The following is an 18,865-nucleotide window of genomic DNA, read 5'->3' on the forward strand; positions in this document are numbered from 1 at the left end:
GAGCCCGCGACGATGTACGACCCGGAACCCACCGACCGGCTGGTCACGGCCGCCGCCGACGGTGAGGACCAGGCGGTGGAGGCGGCGCTGCGCCCCAAGCTGCTGGACGAGTTCATCGGCCAGGAGCGGGTGCGCGAGCAGCTGTCGCTGGTGCTCCAGGCTGCCCGCCAGCGCGGCAGCGCGCCTGACCACGTGCTGCTGAGCGGCCCGCCCGGGCTCGGCAAGACCACCCTGTCCATGATCATCGCCGCCGAGCTGGGCGCCCCGATCCGGATCACCTCCGGCCCGGCCATCCAGCACGCGGGGGACCTCGCGGCGATCCTCTCCTCGCTCACCGAGGGCGAGGTGCTCTTCCTCGACGAGATCCACCGGATGTCCCGGCCGGCCGAGGAGATGCTCTACATGGCGATGGAGGACTTCCGGGTCGACGTGATCGTCGGCAAGGGCCCGGGCGCCACCGCCATCCCGCTGGAGCTGCCGCCCTTCACCCTGGTCGGCGCCACCACCCGGGCCGGCCTGCTGCCGCCCCCGCTGCGCGACCGCTTCGGCTTCACCGGGCACATGGAGTTCTACGCCCCGGCCGAGCTCCAGCGGGTGGTGCACCGCTCGGCCGCGCTGCTGGACGTGGAGATAGACCCGGCCGGCGCGGCCGAGATCGCCGGGCGCTCGCGCGGCACCCCGCGCATCGCCAACCGGCTGCTGCGCCGGGTCCGCGACTACGCCCAGGTCCGGCACGACGGCGTGGTCGACGCCGGGATCGCCGCCCAGGCGCTGGAGGTCTACGAGGTGGACGCCCGCGGGCTGGACCGGCTGGACCGCGCGGTGCTGGACGCGCTGCTGCGGCTGTTCGGCGGCGGTCCGGTCGGTTTGTCGACACTAGCGGTCGCCGTGGGTGAGGAGTCGGAGACGGTCGAGGAGGTCGCCGAGCCCTTCCTGGTCCGCGAGGGCCTGCTCGCCCGCACCCCGCGCGGCCGGATCGCCACCGCGGCCGCCTGGCAGCACCTCGGCCTGACCCCGCCGGTCCAGACCACCCGCGGGCGTGTTCCGGCGCAGCCGGAGCTGTTCCCCGCCGACGAAAGTTGACCGCCATCGGCTGAACGGGTGAGTCGGGCCGGTCGGTTCCCGGCCGGTGCTCCCGTGGTGGCGCACGGGAGAGCCGGGAGTGGCGTCCGGGGAAACTGTGCAGGCGGAGGGTCGCCACTTTCGGCGGCATGATGCGATGCTTGGCGTTGTCCGATCGATTCGGGGTCGCCTAGACTCCGCCGGACCGCCCCTCTCACCTGACGGGCCGACCAATACCACACAGGCCGCCGGCCGGCGGCCCGTAAAGGACCCTGGCTGCAGTGAACCTCATCATCCTTCTCCTCCCGATCATCGCGATCGTGCTCATGTTCCGGTCGCAGAAGAAGCGCCAGTCGCAGATGCAGCAGATGCAGACGGCGCTGGAGCCGGGGGCCGGTGTGCGCACCATCGGCGGTCTGTACGCCCAGGTGAAGGCGGTCAACGACGAGACCGTCGAGCTGGAGATCGCGCCCGGCGTGGTCACCCACTTCACCAAGAGCGCCATCGCGGCCGTCCTGGACCCCCAGGAGTACGACGCGATCATCAACGGCCGCCCCGCCGATGACGAGCTGCCCGAGCCGGAGGCCGAGGAGGCCGACGCCGAGCCGGTCGAGGACAAGCCGCTGTCGCTCTCCAAGGACAGCGCCGAGAAGGGCGACGTCGAGGGCGGGGCTCCCGCGAGCAAGTAGTACGGACGGGCAACCCGCCCGGCCGCGCGGCACAGTGCCGCGAGCCCACAGGACCTCAGGGCCGCAGAACCGCCGGACCCCTGTCCCGCCACGAGCCGGACGGGGGTCCGGTCGGGGAAGTGGCATGGACAGGGAGAAACGAGCAAGGTGGCAACACCCAAGTCGCGCCCGCGCGACGGCTACCCAGGGCGGGCGCTGGCCCTCATCCTGGTCGTCACCGTCGGACTGGTCGCCCTCATGTTCGGGACGGGCACCACCAAGCCCCGGCTCGGGATCGATCTCGCCGGTGGCACCAGCATCACGCTGACCGCGAAGTCGACCGACCCCAAGGCGATCACCAAGTCCAACATGGACATCGCCACCGGGATCATCGAGCGCCGCGTCAACGGTATGGGTGTCTCCGAGGCGGAGGTCCAGACCCAGGGCGACAACACGATCATCGTGAACATCCCCAAGGGCGGGAACCAGCAGAACGCGGCGGACCAGGTGGGTACCACCGCCAAGCTGTTCTTCCGTCCGGTCCTGGCCGTGGCGCCCAGCGGCGTCACCGCCCCGGCTCCCACGGGCACCCCGTCCGCCGCCGCCACCGGCACCCCGGGCGCGACCCCGCCCGCCGCCACGGCCGGCTCCCCGTCGCCGGGCGCGAGCGCCACCAAGCAGGGCCGCCCCGAGAGCGAGGCGCTGGCCGCCGAGGGCGCCAGCCCGACCGCCGCGGCCACCGGCGCGAGCACCGCGCCCACCGCCCCCGCCACCGGCGCCCCGAGCGCCGCGGCCACCCCGCCGAGCGCCGCCGACCTCAGCGCCGCGATGACCCAGGGCACCGTGCCGCCGGAGCTGAGCGCCGCGTTCGCCGCCCTCGACTGTTCCAAGCCCGAGGTCCGCACCGCCCAGACCGGCCCCGACGACAAGGCCGTCGTCGCCTGCTCGCAGAAGCCCGAGAACGGCTACTACGAGAAGCTCGCCCTCGGCCCCGTCGCCGTGAAGGGCTCGGACGTCTCCAAGGCGCAGCCGACCCTCGACACCCAGACGGGTGCCGGCTGGCAGGTCCAGCTGCAGTTCAACGGCAACGGCACCGACGACTTCACCAAGGTCACCGGCCAGCTCGCCACCCAGGCCCCGCCGAACAACCAGTTCGCGATCGTCCTGGACAACCAGGTCGTCTCGCACCCCGAGGTCAAGAACGCGATCCCCGGCGGCAGCGCCGTGATCACCGGCCGCTTCACCCAGGCCGAGGCGCAGGACCTGTCCAACGTGCTCGGCTACGGCGCCCTGCCGCTGGAGTTCGTCAAGAGCGACATCACCACCGTCTCCCCGGCGCTCGGCAGCGACCAGCTCAAGGCCGGCCTGGTGGCCGGCGCGATCGGCATGCTGCTGGTGGTCGCCTACTCGCTGGTCTACTACCGCGGCCTCGGCCTGGTCTCGATCGCCGGTCTGCTCGTCTCGGCGGCCCTGACCTACTCGATCATGAGCCTGCTCGGCAACGCGATCGGCTTCGCGCTGAACCTGCCGGCGGTCTGCGGTGCGATCGTCGCGATCGGCATCACCGCCGACTCCTTCATCGTGTACTTCGAGCGCATCCGCGACGAGGTCCGCGAGGGCGCCCCGCTGCGCCCGGCGGTCCAGCGGGCCTGGCCGCGCGCCCGGCGCACCATCCTGGTCTCGGACTTCGTGTCCTTCCTCTGTGCCGCCGTCCTCTACGTGGTCTCGGTCGGCAAGGTCCAGGGCTTCGCCTTCACCCTGGGTCTGACCACCGCGCTCGACGTCGTGGTGATCTTCCTCTTCACCAAGCCGCTGATCACGCTGCTGGCCCGCCGCAAGTTCTTCCTGAACGGCCACCCGTGGTCCGGCCTGGACCCGAAGCGACTGGGCGCCCGCCCGCCGCTTCGCAGCAGCCGTCGCCGTAACCCCTCCTCTGCCGCCGTGAAGGAGGCCTGACACCGTGTCACGCTTCTCCAACCTGGGCCACCGGCTCTACCAGGGCGAGGTCAGCTTCGACTTCGTCGGTCGCCGCAAGCTCTGGTACTCCATCTCCGGCGTGATCGTGCTGGTCGCGGCGATCGGCCTGGCCATGGGCCTGCACCTGGGCATCGAGTTCAAGGGCGGCTCGGTCTACACCGTGGCCAAGCCCGGCCTGACGGTCTCCCAGGCGCAGGAAACCGCCGACGGGGTCGTCTCCTCGCACCCGTTGGTGCAGTCGACCGACAACGGCAAGATCCGCATCCAGGTCAGCACCGAGGAGCCGAAGAGCTCCGACGAGATCCGCTCCGAGCTCTCCCAGAAGCTCGGCGTGCCGCTGGACACCGTCGAGGCCCAGGTGATCGGCCCCAGCTGGGGCAAGCAGATCTCCCAGAAGGCGCTCACCGGCCTGGTCGTCTTCATGGTCCTGGTGACGGTCTACCTGGCGATCGCCTTCGAGTGGCGGATGGCGCTGGCCGCGCTGGTCGCCCTCATCCACGACCTCCTGATCACCATCGGCGTGTACGCCCTGGTGGGCTTCGAGGTCACCCCGGGTACGGTGATCGGCTTCCTGACGATCCTCGGTTACTCCCTCTACGACACGGTCGTCGTCTTCGACACCGTGAAGGAGAACACCAAGGGGATCACCAAGCAGAACAAGCTCACCTACAGCGAGGCCGCCAACGCGGGCCTCAACCAGACCCTGGTGCGCTCGCTCAACACCACCGTGGTGGCGCTGCTTCCGGTCGCCGCGCTGCTGTTCATCGGCGGCGGCTTCCTGGGCGCCGGCACCCTGAACGACATCTCGCTCGCGCTGTTCATCGGTCTCGCGGCCGGTGCCTACTCCTCGATCTGCGTCGCCACCCCGCTGCTGGCGCAGCTCAAGGAGGAGCAGCCGGAGATGAAGGCGCTGCGCAAGCGGGTCCTCCAGCACCGGGCCTCGGCCGCCGCCAAGGCGGAGGCCGGGGACGCCGTCACGGCGGACGGGGAGCCGGACGACGAGGAGCAGCCTGCGGGTATGGTCGGACAGCGTGGCCGCTCGGCCGGCACCCGTGCCAAGGGCCGTCCGTCCACCAAGCGCTGAACCCGACCACGAACCCGAGGAACCCACCGTGACCACCGCCGACACCGCACTGGCCGAGCTGCTGAACAGCCGGATCCGGGACGTCCCGGACTACCCGAAGCCGGGTGTGCTGTTCAAGGACATCGCGCCGCTGCTCGCCGACGCCGAGGCCTTCGGCGCCCTCACCCGGGCGCTGGCGGACCGGGCCGCGGAGCTCGGTGCGACCAAGGTCGTGGGCCTGGAGGCGCGCGGCTTCGTGCTGGCGGCCCCGGCGGCCTTCGCGGCCGGGCTCGGCTTCGTGCCGATCCGCAAGCAGGGCAAGCTGCCCGGCGAGGTGTTCCGGCGCTCGTACGAGCTGGAGTACGGCTCGGCGACGCTGGAGGTGCAGTGCGACGCCTTCACGCCCGGTGAGCGGGTGCTGGTGGTGGACGACGTGCTGGCCACCGGTGGCACCATCGGCGCCTCGCTGGACCTGGTGAAGGAGGCCGGGGCCGAGCTGGCGGGCGTCGTGGTGCTGATGGAGCTGGGCTTCCTGGACGGCCGCGAGCGGCTGGCCGGGCACCTGGGCGGCGCTCCGCTGGAGACGCTGGTCACGGTCTGAGGGACTCGTCGGGAGGACGGCGGTCGGGACATCCGACCGCCGTCCTTCCGTTTCCTGGCCCGGCCGGATGAACACCCCGGCGCCCGGCTCGGTACCATGAAGATTCATCCCCTCCCGGTTGTCCCGGACCGTTCGGGCCTCGGCAGGGGTCGGCCCCGGTGCCCCGAGGAGTAGTCCTTGCCCGACGAGGTTGTGCCCACGGCCGAAGCGGCCACCCCCGAAAACCGTCCCACGCCCTCGGGGGCCACCCCGGCACGCCCGGCGCCGACCTCCTCGCGTTCGCTCGGCCCCTCCGGCCGCGGTTCCACCGGTGGCATGCGGGCCCGGCTGGCCCGCCTGGGCGGCCAGCGCTCCAGCGTGCTCAACCCCGTCCTGGAACCGCTGTTCCGCTCGATCCGGGCCAACGACCCCAAGGCCGACCCGGCTCTGCTGCGCGACATCGAGAAGGCGTACGCGGTGGCCGAGAAGTGGCACCGCGGGCAGAAGCGCAAGAGCGGCGACCCGTACATCACCCACCCGCTGGCCGTCGCGACGATCCTGGCCGAGCTCGGCATGGACGCCCCGACGCTGATGGCCGGGCTGCTGCACGACACCGTCGAGGACACCGACTACGGCCTGGAGACCCTGCGCAAGGACTTCGGCGACTCGGTGGCCCTGCTGGTGGACGGCGTCACCAAGCTGGACCGGGTCAAGTTCGGCGAGGCCGCGCAGGCCGAGACCGTCCGCAAGATGGTCGTGGCGATGGCCAAGGACCCGCGGGTCCTGGTGATCAAGCTGGCCGACCGCCTGCACAACATGCGCACGATGCGCTACCTCAAGCGGGAGAAGCAGGAGAAGAAGGCCCGCGAGACGCTGGAGATCTACGCCCCGCTGGCGCACCGGCTGGGCATGAACACCATCAAGTGGGAGCTGGAGGACCTCGCCTTCGCGATCCTCTACCCCAAGATGTACGACGAGATCGTCCGGCTGGTCGCCGAGCGCGCCCCCAAGCGGGACGAGTACCTGGCGACCGTCATCGACCAGGTCCAGGGGGACCTGCGGGGCGCCCGGATCACCGCCTCCGTCACCGGCCGGCCGAAGCACTACTACTCGGTCTACCAGAAGATGATCGTCCGGGGCCGGGACTTCGCCGAGATCTACGACCTGGTGGGCATCCGGGTCCTGGTCGACACCGTCCGCGACTGCTACGCGGCGCTGGGCACCATCCACGCGCGGTGGAACCCGGTGCCGGGGCGGTTCAAGGACTACATCGCGATGCCCAAGTTCAACATGTACCAGTCGCTGCACACCACGGTGATCGGCCCCGGGGGCAAGCCGGTCGAGCTGCAGATCCGCACCTTCGACATGCACCGGCGGGCCGAGTACGGCATCGCCGCGCACTGGAAGTACAAGCAGCGCGCGGTGGCCGGGGCCTCCAAGGTCCGCACCGACACCCCGACCCAGGTCCGCAAGGACGACAAGGCCGGCGCCGTCAACGAGATGGCCTGGCTGCGGCAGCTGCTGGACTGGCAGAAGGAGACCGCCGACCCGGGCGAGTTCCTGGAGTCGCTCCGCTTCGACCTGGCCAGCAACGAGGTCTTCGTCTTCACCCCCAAGGGCGACGTGATAGCCCTGCCGGCCGGGGCGACCCCGGTCGACTTCGCCTTCGCGGTGCACACCGAGGTCGGCTACCGGACGATAGGCGCCCGGGTCAACGGGCGGCTGGTGCCGCTGGAGTCGACCCTGGAGAACGGCGACACCGTCGAGGTGTTCACCTCCAAGGCGGAGAACGCCGGCCCGTCCCGGGACTGGCTGGGCTTCGTCAAGTCGCCGCGCGCCCGCAACAAGATCCGCGCCTGGTTCTCCAAGGAGCGCCGCGAGGAGGCGATCGAGCACGGCAAGGAGGCGATCGTCCGGGCGATGCGCAAGCAGGGCCTGCCGATCCAGCGGATCCTGACCGGCGACTCGCTGGTCACCCTGGCCCACGAGATGCGCTACCCCGACATCTCCTCGCTCTACGCCGCGATCGGCGAGGGCCACGTCGCCGCGCCGAACATCGTGCAGAAGCTGGTCCAGGCGCTCGGCGGCGAGGAGGGCGCGACCGAGGACCTGGCGGAGACCGCCACCCCGACCCACGACAACCGGCGCGCGGTGCGCCGCCGGGCCAAGGGCGACCCGGGCGTGATCGTCAAGGGCGTCGAGGACGTCTGGGTCAAGCTCTCCCGCTGCTGCACCCCGGTGCCGGGCGACCCGATCGTCGGCTTCGTGACCCGCGGCAACGGCGTCTCGGTGCACCGCGCCGACTGCGTCAACGTGGAGGCGCTGAACCAGCAGCCGGAGCGCATGATCGACGTCGAGTGGGCGGCCACCCAGTCCTCGGTCTTCCTGGTGGCCATCCAGGTCGAGGCGCTGGACCGCTCGCGGCTGCTGTCGGACGTCACCCGGGTGCTCTCCGACCAGCACGTCAACATCCTGTCGGCGGCGGTGCAGACCTCCCGGGACCGGGTGGCGATGAGCCGCTTCACCTTCGAGATGGGCGACCCGAAGCACCTGGGCCACGTGCTCAAGGCGGTGCGTGGCGTCGAGGGCGTGTACGACGTCTACCGCGTCACCTCCGCCCGCAAGTAGCGGCGGGCCCCCGCCGGCAGCACGGCGGGGGAACGCGGAAGGCCCCCGGGAACGGTCCCGGGGGCCTTCGCCGTCCAGCGTGCCGGGGCGATCAGCCGCTGAACTCCTCCTGGCTCTTGTGCGCCTGGTCCAGCAGGGTCCGCACGCCGTCCAGCTCGGACTCCAGCTTGGCGATCCTGGAGGCGTTGCCGGCCGCGCGGGCCTTGTCCAGGTCGGCCTGGATCTTGTCGGCCTTCGCCTGGAACAGGCCCACCATGCCGGCCGCGCGGGCCTTGGCCTCCGGGTTGGAGCGCGACCACTCGGCCTCCTCGGCCTCGCGGATCGCCCGCTCGACCGCGTTCAGCCGGCCGTCCAGCTTCGGACGGACCTCGCGCGGCACGTGCCCGATCGCCTCCCAGCGCTCGTTGACCTCGCGCAGCGCGGCCTTGGCGGCCTTGAGGTCGGTGATCGGCAGGATCGTCTCGGCCTCGGCGGCCAGCGCCTCCTTGAGCTTCTGGTTCTCCACCTGCTCGGCGTCCCGCTCGCTGAACACCGCGGAGCGGGCCTGGAAGAAGACGTCCTGGGCGCCGCGGAACCGCGCCCACAGCTCGTCCTCGATGTCCCGCTGGGCCCGGCCGGCGGCCTTCCAGCGCGCCATCAGGTCGCGGTAGGCGGCCGCGGTGCTGCCCCAGTCCGTGGACGAGGACAGCGCCTCGGCCTCGGACACCAGCGCCTCCTTGGTCTGCCGGGCCTTCTCGCGCTCGGCGTCCAGGGTGGCGAAGTGCGCCTTGCGGTGCTTGGAGAAGACCGAGCGGGCGTGCGAGAAGCGGTGCCAGAGCTCGTCGTCGCTCTTGCGGTCCAGCCGCGGCAGGCCCTTCCAGGTGTCCACCAGGGCGCGCAGCCGGTCCCCGGCCTCCCGCCACTGGGTGGACTCGGCGAGCTGCTCGGCCTCGGTGACCAGGGCCTCCTTGGCCGCACGGGCCTCGTCCTGGGCCTTGGCGCGGGCGGCCTTGCGCTCCTCGCGCCGGCTCTCGATCTCGCCGGTGAGCGTGTCCAGCCGCTTGGCCAGACCCTCCAGGTCGCCGACCGCGTGCCCCTCGACCACCTGGGCGCGCAGGTGCTCCAGCGCGGCCAGGGCGTCCTTGGCGGCCAGGTCGGTGGTCCGCACCCGCTTCTCCAGCAGGCCGATCTCCACCTCGATGCCCTGGTACTTGCGCTCGAAGTAGGCGAGGGCCTCCTCGGGCGAGCCGGCCTGCCAGGAACCGACGACTCGTTCGCCGTCGGCCGTCCTGACGTAGACCGTGCCCTGCTCGTCCACACGGCCCCACGGGTCGCTGCTCATAGCGCGTCCTCCACATGACGTCGCGCCCGCGCCGGGGCGGCGCGCGTCCGTCGTCCACAGTTGATGTGCGACGGACCGAAAGAGTCCGCCGTCCCCGTCCGCCGTGCCTTGCTGCCGAGGGTGACGGCTAGGCGGGTCCGGGCACCCTATACAACGCCAACATAGGCGACCAGGCCCGGTGCTGTCCGCATCCGGGCCGGGCGATTTCGGTCCGGGGCCGTGCGGGGGCGGCGCGCAGGCCACCCGCCGACGACCCCGGAGTCGGTCAACCCTTCGCCACCGTAACGGAGTTGAAGGTGACGTCGGCCATCGGGTGGCCGTCCGACGAGCCCTCCAGGGTGCCCGCGGCGGCGATCTTCTGCACCACGTCCAGGCCGCCGGTGACCTTGCCGAAGGGGGTGTAGTTCGGGGGCAGCTTGGTGTCCTTGTAGACCAGGAAGAACTGGCTGCCGTTGGTGCCCGGACCGGAGTTGGCCATCGCCACGGTGCCGGCTGGGTAGGTCGCGCCGGTCAGGTTCTCGTCCGCGAACTTGTAGCCGGGGCCGCCGGAGCCGCCCGGGACGGTCGCGCTGGCGGTCGGGTCGCCGCACTGCAGCACGAAGATGCCGTCGGTGGTGAGGCGGTGGCACTTGGTGTGGTCGAAGTACTGCTCACCGGCCAGGAAGGCGAAGGAGTTCACGGTGTGCGGGGCCTTCGCCGCGTCCAGCGCGATCGTCACCTTGCCGCAGTTGCTGTCCAGCGTCATGGCGTACGAGCCGCCCGCGTCGATCGTCATGGCCGGCTCGGCCTGCCACTGCTTGCCGTTGGGCGCGCCCGGCGCCGGGGCGGCGCAGCCCTCGACCGGCTTGCGGGTCGGGGCGGACGGCTCCTCGGTACCGGTCGGCGCGGCCTGGGCGCTGTTCGAGGCCTTCTTGTCGCCCTTGTCGTCCGAGCTGAACGCGCCGGTGGCGATCAGGGTGCCACCGCCGGCCAGGACCACGACGGCGAGCGAGGCGCCCAGGATCGTGTTGCGCCGCCTGCGCGCGGCCTGGGCCTCGACCCGGCGCTCCAACTGGCGCTCGTACTTCTCTCGGGCGAGCTGCCGCCGCCGCTGTTCGCTGCTGACCACCGGCCGTGTCTCCTACGGATGTGCGGGAAAAGTGGATGGATTCCGGAGCGGATCATCGCATCCCTCGGCGGCCAAGTGTAGGGACCGGGCCTGTAAGAACCCGGTGAACCTGCCGGGCCGCGGCGCCCCGCCGCCCGTATCTGGTTCGCAACCGGACCCGCGGCGCCGGTAGGCTGCACCTGAATCACCACTGGTGGCATCACCACTGGCAGCCGCCGCAGCCGACCGCCACACACCCGAAGGACGCGCGTGTTCATCGCCGGATTCCCCGCTGGAGCCTGGGGCACCAACTGCTACCTGGTCGCTCCGGCGGCCGGCGAGGAGTGCGTCATCGTCGATCCCGGCCACCAGGCGGCCCGCGGCGTCGAGGAGATGGTCCGCGAGCACCGGCTGAAGCCCGTCGCCGTGCTGCTCACCCACGGCCACATCGACCACGTGGCCTCGGTGGTCCCGGTCTGCGGCGCCCGCGGCGTCCCGGCCTGGATCCACCCCGAGGACCGGTACATGATGTCCGACCCGGAGAAGGCGCTCGGCCGCTCCCTGGGCACCCAGCTGATGGGCGAGCTCACCGTCGGCGAGCCCGACGACGTGCGCGAGCTCACCGACGGCGGCGTGCTGGAGCTGGCCGGCCTGAAGCTCACCGTGGACCACGCCCCGGGCCATACCGGGGGGTCGGTGACCTTCCGGACGCCCGGTGCCGAGGACCTCCCCCCGGTGCTGTTCTCGGGCGACCTGCTGTTCGCCGGCTCCATCGGGCGTACCGACCTCCCGGGCGGGGACAGCGAGGCGATCATGAACTCGCTGGCCCGGGTGTGCCTGCCCCTCGACGACTCCACCGTGGTCCTCTCCGGCCACGGCGGTCAGACCACCATCGGCCGCGAGCGCGCCACCAACCCCTACCTCCGACAGGCAGCAGGGGCGGCAGGCGCCCCGGCTTTCCCGCGACGAGGAATGTGACGGAAGAGAAGTTGAGCACCTTCACCGCCCCCAAGGGCACCTACGACCTGCTGCCCCCCAGCTCCGCGACCTTCCTGGCGATCCGCGAGCGCATCGCCGCGCCCGCCCGCCGGGCCGGTTACGGCTACGTCGAGACCCCGGTCTTCGAGGACGTGAAGCTGTTCTCCCGCGGCGTCGGCGAGTCCACCGACATCGTCTCCAAGGAGATGTACACCCTCACCACCAAGGGCGGCGACGAGCTCGCGCTGCGCCCCGAGGGCACCGCCTCGGTGCTGCGCGCCGCGCTCCAGGCCAACCTCCACAAGCAGGGCAACCTGCCGGTCAAGCTCTGGTACTCGGGCTCGTACTACCGCTACGAGCGCGCCCAGAAGGGCCGCTACCGCCAGTTCTCCCAGGTCGGCGCCGAGGCGATCGGGGCCGAGGACCCGGCGCTGGACGCCGAGCTGATCATCCTGGCCGACGACGCCTTCCGCTCGCTGGGCCTGAGCGACTACTCGCTGCTGCTCAACAGCCTCGGCGACAAGCAGTGCCGCCCGGTCTACCGTGCCGCGCTGATCGACTTCCTCTCCGGCCTGGACCTGGACGAGGAGACCCGCCGCCGCGCCGAGATCAACCCGCTGCGCGTCCTCGACGACAAGCGCGAGTCGGTGCAGGCCCAGCTGGTCGGCGCCCCGATGCTGCGCGACTACCTGTGCGAGGCCTGCAAGGCGTACGACGAGAAGGTCCGCGAGCTGCTCACCGCGGCGGGCGTGGCCTTCGTGGACGACCCCAAGCTGGTGCGCGGCCTGGACTACTACACCCGCACCACCTTCGAGTTCGTGCACAACGGCCTCGGCGCCCAGTCCGCGATCGGCGGCGGCGGCCGCTACGACGGCCTGTCCGAGATGATCGGCGGCCCGGCGCTGCCGTCCGTCGGCTGGGCGCTCGGCGTGGACCGCACCTACCTCGCACTGGAGGCCGAGGGCGTCGCCCTCGACCTGCCGGCGGCCACCTCCGTCTACGCCGTCGCGCTCGGCGAGGAGGCCAAGAACACCCTGTTCGCCAAGGTGGTCGAGCTGCGCCGGGCCGGCGTGGCCACCGACCTCGCCTTCGGCGTCAAGAGCATCAAGAACGCCATGAAGTCCGCCGACCGGTCCGGCGCCCGCTTCGCCCTGATCGCCGGGGACCGGGACCTCGCCGAGGGCGTCGTCCAGCTCAAGGACATGAGCACCGGCGAGCAGACCCCCGTCGCCCTCGACGCACTCGTCACCACCCTGAAGGAGAAGCAGCTGTGATCCGCACGCACGACGCGGGCACGCTCCGCCCGGAGCACGCAGGCACCACCGTCACCCTGGCCGGCTGGGTCGCCCGCCGCCGCGACCACGGCGGCGTCGCCTTCATCGACCTGCGCGACGCCTCCGGCACCGTGCAGATCGTGGTCCGCGACCTCGACTCGGTACACGGCCTGCGCGCCGAGTACTGCGTCAAGGTCGTCGGCGACGTCCGGGTCCGCCCCGAGGGCAACGAGAACCCCGACATCCCGACCGGCGCCGTCGAGGTCGTCGTCAGCGCGATCGAGGTGCTCTCCGAGGCCGCCCCGCTGCCCTTCCCGGTCGCCGAGTACGAGCCGGGCACGGTCAACGAGGAGGTCCGGCTGCGCTACCGCTACCTGGACCTGCGCCGCGAGGGCCCGGCCAAGGGCCTGCGCCTGCGCTCCAAGGTCAACAACATCATCCGCCGGGTGATGGAGGAGAACGACTACCTCGACATCGAGACGCCGTACCTCACCCGCTCCACCCCCGAGGGCGCCCGCGACTTCCTCGTCCCGGTCCGCCTCCAGCCCGGCCACTGGTACGCCCTGCCGCAGTCGCCCCAGCTGTTCAAGCAGCTGCTGATGGTGGCCGGCATGGAGCGCTACTACCAGATCGCCCGCTGCTTCCGCGACGAGGACTTCCGCGCCGACCGGCAGCCGGAGTTCACCCAGCTGGACATCGAGGCCTCGTTCGTCGACCAGGAGGACGTCCTGGCCCTCGGCGAGAAGATCGTCGGCTCCATCTGGCGCGAGGTGCACGGGTACGAGATCCCGAACCCGCTGCCCCGGATGACCTACGCGGACGCCATGGGCCGCTACGGCTCGGACAAGCCGGACGTCCGCTTCGGCCAGGAACTCACCGACCTGACCGAGTACTTCAAGGGCACCGAGTTCCGCGTCTTCCAGGCCCCGTACGTCGGCGCCGTGGTCATGCCCGGCGGCGCCTCGCAGCCGCGCAAGCAGCTGGACGCCTGGCAGGACTGGGCCAAGGCGCGCGGCGCCAAGGGCCTGGCCTACGTGCTCATCGACGCCGAGACCGGCGAGCTGCGCGGCCCGGTCGCCAAGAACCTCTCCGCGGAGCACCTGGCCGGCCTCGCCGCCGCCGCGGGCGCCAAGAACGGCGACGCGGTCTTCTTCGCGGCCGGCAAGGAGCGCGCCTCCCAGGAGCTGCTCGGCGCCGCCCGCCTGGAGATCGGCCGCCGCTGCGAGCTGATCGACGAGTCCCAGTGGGCCTTCCTCTGGGTCGTCGACTTCCCGATGTTCGAGCCGATCGAGGACGACAAGGGCCAGTTCCAGGGCTGGCACGCGGTGCACCACCCGTTCACCGCCCCGACCGCGGAGTCGCTGGCCACCTTCGACACCGACCCGGGCTCGGCGCTCTCCAACGCCTACGACCTGGTCCTCAACGGCTCGGAGCTGGGCGGCGGTTCGATCCGTATCCACCAGCGCGACGTGCAGAAGCGGGCGTTCGACGCGATCGGCCTCTCCGAGGAGGAGGCGGCCTCGCAGTTCGGCTTCCTGCTGGACGCCTTCAACTACGGCCCGCCGCCGCACGGCGGTGTCGCCTTCGGCCTGGACCGCATCGTCACCCTGCTGGGCGGGTACGACACCATCCGGGACGTCATCGCCTTCCCGAAGACGTCCACCGGCGGCGACCCGCTGACCGGCGCCCCGACCCCGATCACCCCGGCGCAGCGCCGCGAGGCCGGCGTGGACGCCAAGCCGAAGGTCCGTGAGGACGCCAAGGGCGAGGCCCAGCCCCAGTCCTGACACCGCGTCATCCGCTAACCTGCAACGGCCCCGGACGGCTCACCCGCCGTCCGGGGCCGGTCCACAACGGTGTGTGACACAGGGAGGGTTGACTCTTGCAGGTGACCACAAGAATCGAATGTCCGGAGGACGCCCCGGCGACCAGACGCGTCCACATGGCCGCGTTCCCCGGCCCGGACGAGGCGGACCTGGTGGACGCGCTGCGCCGCGATCCCGCCTGGCTGCCCGGGCTGTCCGTGGTGGCGGTCGACGGGGCCGGGCTGGTGATCGGCCACGCGCTGCTCACCCGGCTGCTCGTCGGCGACGGCAAGGCGCTGGCGCTCGGGCCGGTCGCGGTGGCGCCCGAGTGGCAGCGCCGGGGCGTCGGCGAGCTGGTCGTCCGGGCCGCGCTGGCGGCGGCCGAGGACGCGGGCGAGAAGCTCGTGGTCGTCCTCGGCGACCCGGAGTACTACGCGCGGTTCGGCTTCGCGCCGGCCGGGCGGCACGAGGTCACCGGCCCGTTCGAGGTGCCGGAGGCGTACTTCCAGGTGCTGCCGCTGCCGTCGTACGACGGCAGCCCGCGCGGGCTCTGCCGCTACCCCGAGCCCTTCGTCGCCGTCTGACCTCTCCCGGCACCTCTCCCCAGGGCCGGTCCACGAGACCGGCCCCGGTTGCCACGCCCCCCGCCGACCTGCGGAACCGGCCGTGGGCGCCTACGGTGAGTGCTGATCAGCATTCAGCCGGACGGAGGAACCGAGGGTGGCCGAGCAGCAACGGACCGGGAAGCCGGAGCGACTGGCCAGGAAGCCGTACGAGCGGGAGCTGCTGCGCCTCCAGGAGGAGCTGGTGAAGCTCCAGGAGTGGGTGCGCGTCGAGGGCGCCCGGCTGGTGGTGGTCTTCGAGGGGCGCGACGCCGCGGGCAAGGGCGGGGCGATCAAGCGGGTGACGGAGTACCTCAACCCCCGCATCGCCCGGGTCGCGGCGCTGCCCACACCGACCGAGCGGCAGAAGACCCAGTGGTACTTCCAGCGGTACGTCGAGCACCTGCCGGCCGCCGGGGAGATCGTCCTGTTCGACCGCAGCTGGTACAACCGCGCGGGCGTCGAGCGGGTGATGGGCTTCTGCACCGACGAGGAGTACTGGCAGTTCCTGCACCAGTGCCCGACCTTCGAGCGGATGCTCACCGAGTCGGGCGTCCTGCTGCGCAAGTACTGGTTCTCGGTGAGCGACACCGAGCAGCAGCGGCGCTTCCGGGACCGGCTGGAGGACCCGATGAAGCGCTGGAAGCTCTCCCCGATGGACGTCGAGTCGATCACCCGCTGGGAGGACTACTCGCGGGCCAAGGACGAGATGTTCATCCACACCGACACCCCGGACTCGCCCTGGCACGTGGTGGAGAGCGACGACAAGCGCCGGGCCCGGATCAACATGATCGCCCACCTGCTGTCCACCGTGCCGTACCACGAGATCAGGGAGCCGCGGGTGCAGCTGCCGCCCCGCCCCGCCTCGCGCGGCTACGAGCGGCCCCCGCGGGACCTCCAGAAGTACGTCCCGGACCACGCCGCCGGGCTGGAGTAGGACGGGCCCCGCGCAGCTCTTGGCGGGCTGTCCGAGCCCTCGCATAGGCTTCCGGTGTGGACGAACCGGACCTCTTCACCGCCGCCGCCGAGGAACGCCAGACCAGGGAGCCCGGCCGGGCGCCCCTGGCCGTACGGATGCGTCCGCGCACCCTGGACGAGGTGGCCGGGCAGCGGCAGCTGCTGAAGCCCGGCTCGCCGCTGCGCCGCCTGGTCGGGAGCTCGCGCGGCCCGGCGGCGACCAGCTCGGTGATCCTCTGGGGCCCGCCCGGCACCGGCAAGACCACCCTGGCGCACGTGATCAGCCAGGCGGTCGAGGGCCGCTTCGTGGAGCTGTCCGCGATCACCGCCGGGGTCAAGGAGGTCCGGGCGGTGATCGACGGCGCCCGGCGGGCGGTCGGGATGTCCGGCCGGGAGACGGTGCTCTTCCTGGACGAGATCCACCGCTTCTCCAAGGCCCAGCAGGACTCGCTGCTGCCCGCCGTGGAGAACCGCTGGGTCACCCTGATCGCGGCGACGACCGAGAACCCGTACTTCTCGGTGATCTCCCCGCTGCTGTCCCGCTCGCTGCTGCTCACCCTGGAGTCGCTGACCGACGAGGACATCCGGGCGCTGCTGCGCCGCGCGGTGGCCGACGAGCGCGGGCTGGAGGGCGCGCTGGAGCTGACCGCGGAGGCCGAGGACCACCTGGTGCGCCTGGCCGGCGGGGACGCCCGGCGGGCGCTCACCACGCTGGAGGCGGCGGCCGGGGCGGCGCTGGAGAAGGGCGAGCCGAGCATCACGCTGGCCACCACCGAGACGGCGGTCAACCAGGCGGCGGTGCGCTACGACAAGGACGGCGACCAGCACTACGACGTGGCGAGCGCGCTGATCAAGTCGATCCGCGGCAGCGACGTGGACGCCACCCTGCACTACCTGGCCCGGATGATCGAGGCGGGGGAGGACCCGCGGTTCATCGCCCGCCGGCTGATGATCTCGGCGAGCGAGGACGTCGGCCTGGCCGACCCGACGGCCCTGCAGACGGCGGTGGCGGCGGCCCAGGCGGTGGCCCTGATCGGCTTCCCGGAGGCCCGGATCATCCTCTCCCAGGCGGCCATCGCGCTGGCCCTGGCGCCCAAGTCCAACGCCGCCTACCTGGCGATCGACGCGGCGCTGGCGGACGTCCGGCAGGGCCTGGCGGGCGCCGTCCCGTCCCACCTGCGGGACGCGCACTACGGCGGCGCGGGCAAGCTCGGCCACGGCAAGGGCTACCGCTACCCGCACGACCTGCCGGAGGGCATCGCCGCCCAGCAGTACGCGCCGGACGCGGTGCACGGCAGGGAGTACTACCAGCCGACCAGGCGCGGCGGCGAGGCCCGGTACGCGGAGGTCGTGGAGTGGACGCGCGGGCGGCTGCGCGGGGAGCGCAGGGTGGAGAAGAAGGCCGAGCAGAAGCCCGAGCAGAAGCCGCGGAAGGCGGCGGCGGGGGCCGAGGAGCAGCCCGGGGAAAAGGGCGAGTGATCCACCGGTATACTCGATCGGAGTGCCATGTCCCGGGACGGCGGCGGGGGAGACCCCACCGACCGGCCGCACCAGCGGGACACCGGCCGTAGGCCCCCTCGAGGGGCCCGCACCAGGAGCGTCGCGCACCGTTTCGGTGTCGCGGACGGGCCCGGATTCCGGGCCGGTCCGTGTGACCAGCACTTCCGTGCCCGGCTCCGGAGAGCGGCTGACCGCATCGCCTCGGCGATGGGTTGTCTCCGGGTCGCGAGATGCGACCTCCGTCAACACCTGGTGAAGCCGTATTCGTAAGCAAGGAAGGTTTGGTTCATGGCGAACCAGAAGCGTCCCAAGGTCAAGATCGCGCGTGCGCTCGGCGTGCCGCTGACCCCGAAGTCCGTCAAGTACTTCGAGGCCCGCCCGTACCCGCCCGGCCAGCACGGCCGTGGCCGCAAGCAGAACTCGGACTACAAGGTCCGTCTGCTCGAGAAGCAGCGTCTGCGCGCCCAGTACGACCTGAGCGAGAAGCAGATGGCGCGCGCGTTCGACCGCGCGAAGAAGGCCGAGGGCAAGACCGGTGAGGCGCTCGTCGCCGACCTGGAGACCCGTCTGGACTCCCTGGTCCTGCGTTCGGGCATCGCCCGCACCATCTACCAGGCCCGCCAGATGGTCGTCCACGGCCACATCGAGGTCAACGGCGGCAAGGTCAACAAGCCGTCGTTCCAGATGAAGCCGGGCTTCGTGGTCACCGTCCGCGAGCGCTCCAAGGAGAAGGTCCCCTTCCAGGTCGCCCGTGAGGGTGGCTACGCGGGTGAGGGCCAGACCCCGAAGTACCTCGAGGTCAACCTGAAGGCCCTGGCCTTCCGCCTGGACCGTGCGCCGCAGCGCAAGGAGGTCCCGGTGATCTGTGACGAGCAGCTGGTCGTCGAGTACTACTCGCGCTGACCCGGTTCCGCTCTTCGCGACACCACGAGCGAGCCCCCGCCGCCTTTCGAGGCGACGGGGGCTCGCCCCTTTTCCGCTGTTCCCGCGGTTCCTCCCGCTGCCGTCAGATGCTCTCGCCGGCCATCGCGGCGGCCAGCCGCAGGTGCGGGCGGGCCTCCTCGGCGCGGCCCTGGCGCTCCAGGGTGCGGCCGAGCATCAGCCGGGCGTAGTCCTCGGCCGGGTCGGCCTCCAGGATCCGCAGCAGCTCGGCCTCGGCGCGCCGCAGCTGGGCCGAGTGGAAGTAGCTGCGGGCCAGCAGCATCCGGACCGAGAGGTTGGTCGGCTCCTCGGCCAGGACGCCTTCGAGCATGCGGGCCGCGTCGGTGTACGCCTTGGAATCGAAGTAGAACTTCGCCATGCGGTACTCGTTGGCGGCGTTGTGGACGGCCATGGTGCTCCTTCCGAGCAGTTCCTTGCCTCC

Annotated in this window: 16 protein-coding genes; 13 read left to right on the forward strand and 3 right to left on the reverse strand. The window is 71.7% G+C overall.

The genetic code is table 11. From position 1 onward, the window contains the following. Window positions 1-12 precede the first annotated feature (12 nt). From ruvB to ACFCY1_RS31415, 6 genes are all read left to right on the forward strand, one after another. Complete coding sequence (gene ruvB / locus ACFCY1_RS31390; RefSeq protein ID WP_375876755.1) at window positions 13-1,083, forward strand: Holliday junction branch migration DNA helicase RuvB; 1,071 nt, start codon at window positions 13-15, stop codon at window positions 1,081-1,083. Window positions 1,084-1,343: 260 nt separating this feature from the next. Beyond that, complete coding sequence (gene yajC / locus ACFCY1_RS31395; RefSeq protein WP_053112055.1) at window positions 1,344-1,751, forward strand: preprotein translocase subunit YajC; 408 nt, start codon at window positions 1,344-1,346, stop codon at window positions 1,749-1,751. Between the two features lie 147 nt (window positions 1,752-1,898). Then, window positions 1,899-3,686, forward strand: a complete 1,788-nt coding sequence (secD, locus tag ACFCY1_RS31400; protein ID WP_375876756.1) for a protein translocase subunit SecD — start codon at window positions 1,899-1,901, stop codon at window positions 3,684-3,686. A gap of 4 nt (window positions 3,687-3,690) precedes the next feature. Then, the gene (secF, locus tag ACFCY1_RS31405) at window positions 3,691-4,791 is read left to right on the forward strand and encodes a protein translocase subunit SecF (protein ID WP_049651823.1); all 1,101 of its coding nucleotides are present in this window, start codon (window positions 3,691-3,693) and stop codon (window positions 4,789-4,791) included. Window positions 4,792-4,819: 28 nt separating this feature from the next. Then, window positions 4,820-5,371, forward strand: a complete 552-nt coding sequence (locus ACFCY1_RS31410) for an adenine phosphoribosyltransferase (RefSeq protein WP_049651822.1) — start codon at window positions 4,820-4,822, stop codon at window positions 5,369-5,371. A gap of 177 nt (window positions 5,372-5,548) precedes the next feature. Next, the gene (locus tag ACFCY1_RS31415) at window positions 5,549-7,978 is read left to right on the forward strand and encodes a bifunctional (p)ppGpp synthetase/guanosine-3',5'-bis(diphosphate) 3'-pyrophosphohydrolase (RefSeq protein ID WP_181970527.1); all 2,430 of its coding nucleotides are present in this window, start codon (window positions 5,549-5,551) and stop codon (window positions 7,976-7,978) included. Window positions 7,979-8,069: 91 nt separating this feature from the next. Here ACFCY1_RS31415 and ACFCY1_RS31420 read toward each other — a convergent pair whose 3' ends face one another. After that, entirely contained in the window at window positions 8,070-9,299 is a 1,230-nt protein-coding gene (locus ACFCY1_RS31420) for a DUF349 domain-containing protein (RefSeq protein ID WP_049651821.1), read from the reverse strand. A gap of 265 nt (window positions 9,300-9,564) precedes the next feature. Further along, window positions 9,565-10,407, reverse strand: coding sequence for a peptidylprolyl isomerase (locus tag ACFCY1_RS31425; protein ID WP_049651820.1), 843 nt, complete (start codon window positions 10,405-10,407; stop codon window positions 9,565-9,567). Between the two features lie 249 nt (window positions 10,408-10,656). On the opposite strand from ACFCY1_RS31425, the gene ACFCY1_RS31430 reads away from it, so the two are divergent. The 7 genes from ACFCY1_RS31430 (at window position 10,657) to rpsD (ending at window position 18,405) form a co-directional block, all read left to right on the forward strand. Next, window positions 10,657-11,364: an MBL fold metallo-hydrolase gene (locus tag ACFCY1_RS31430; protein ID WP_049651819.1), complete on the forward strand. Its 708-nt coding sequence runs from the start codon at window positions 10,657-10,659 to the stop codon at window positions 11,362-11,364. 11 nt (window positions 11,365-11,375) lie between these two features. Continuing rightward, window positions 11,376-12,638 (forward strand): histidine--tRNA ligase, encoded by a 1,263-nt coding sequence (gene hisS, locus ACFCY1_RS31435; RefSeq protein WP_049651818.1) that lies wholly within the window; start codon window positions 11,376-11,378, stop codon window positions 12,636-12,638. Next, window positions 12,635-14,425: an aspartate--tRNA ligase gene (aspS, locus tag ACFCY1_RS31440; protein WP_049651817.1), complete on the forward strand. Its 1,791-nt coding sequence runs from the start codon at window positions 12,635-12,637 to the stop codon at window positions 14,423-14,425. The genes hisS and aspS overlap by 4 nt, the downstream gene beginning before the upstream one ends. Before the next feature lie 101 nt (window positions 14,426-14,526). Then, window positions 14,527-15,027: a GNAT family N-acetyltransferase gene (locus tag ACFCY1_RS31445; RefSeq protein ID WP_375876757.1), complete on the forward strand. Its 501-nt coding sequence runs from the start codon at window positions 14,527-14,529 to the stop codon at window positions 15,025-15,027. Window positions 15,028-15,163: 136 nt separating this feature from the next. Then, window positions 15,164-15,982 (forward strand): polyphosphate kinase 2, encoded by an 819-nt coding sequence (ppk2, locus tag ACFCY1_RS31450; protein ID WP_049651815.1) that lies wholly within the window; start codon window positions 15,164-15,166, stop codon window positions 15,980-15,982. A 56-nt stretch (window positions 15,983-16,038) separates the two neighbouring features. Then, window positions 16,039-17,481, forward strand: a complete 1,443-nt coding sequence (locus tag ACFCY1_RS31455; protein ID WP_234348384.1) for a replication-associated recombination protein A — start codon at window positions 16,039-16,041, stop codon at window positions 17,479-17,481. Between the two features lie 309 nt (window positions 17,482-17,790). Continuing rightward, window positions 17,791-18,405 (forward strand): 30S ribosomal protein S4, encoded by a 615-nt coding sequence (gene rpsD, locus ACFCY1_RS31460; RefSeq protein ID WP_030240707.1) that lies wholly within the window; start codon window positions 17,791-17,793, stop codon window positions 18,403-18,405. Between the two features lie 103 nt (window positions 18,406-18,508). Here rpsD and ACFCY1_RS31465 read toward each other — a convergent pair whose 3' ends face one another. Continuing rightward, window positions 18,509-18,835: a tetratricopeptide repeat protein gene (locus tag ACFCY1_RS31465; RefSeq protein WP_049651814.1), complete on the reverse strand. Its 327-nt coding sequence runs from the start codon at window positions 18,833-18,835 to the stop codon at window positions 18,509-18,511. Window positions 18,836-18,865: the final 30 nt, after the last annotated feature.

This window comes from Kitasatospora sp. NPDC056273 (assembly GCF_042268845.1).
Lineage (GTDB): Bacteria > Actinomycetota > Actinomycetes > Streptomycetales > Streptomycetaceae > Kitasatospora.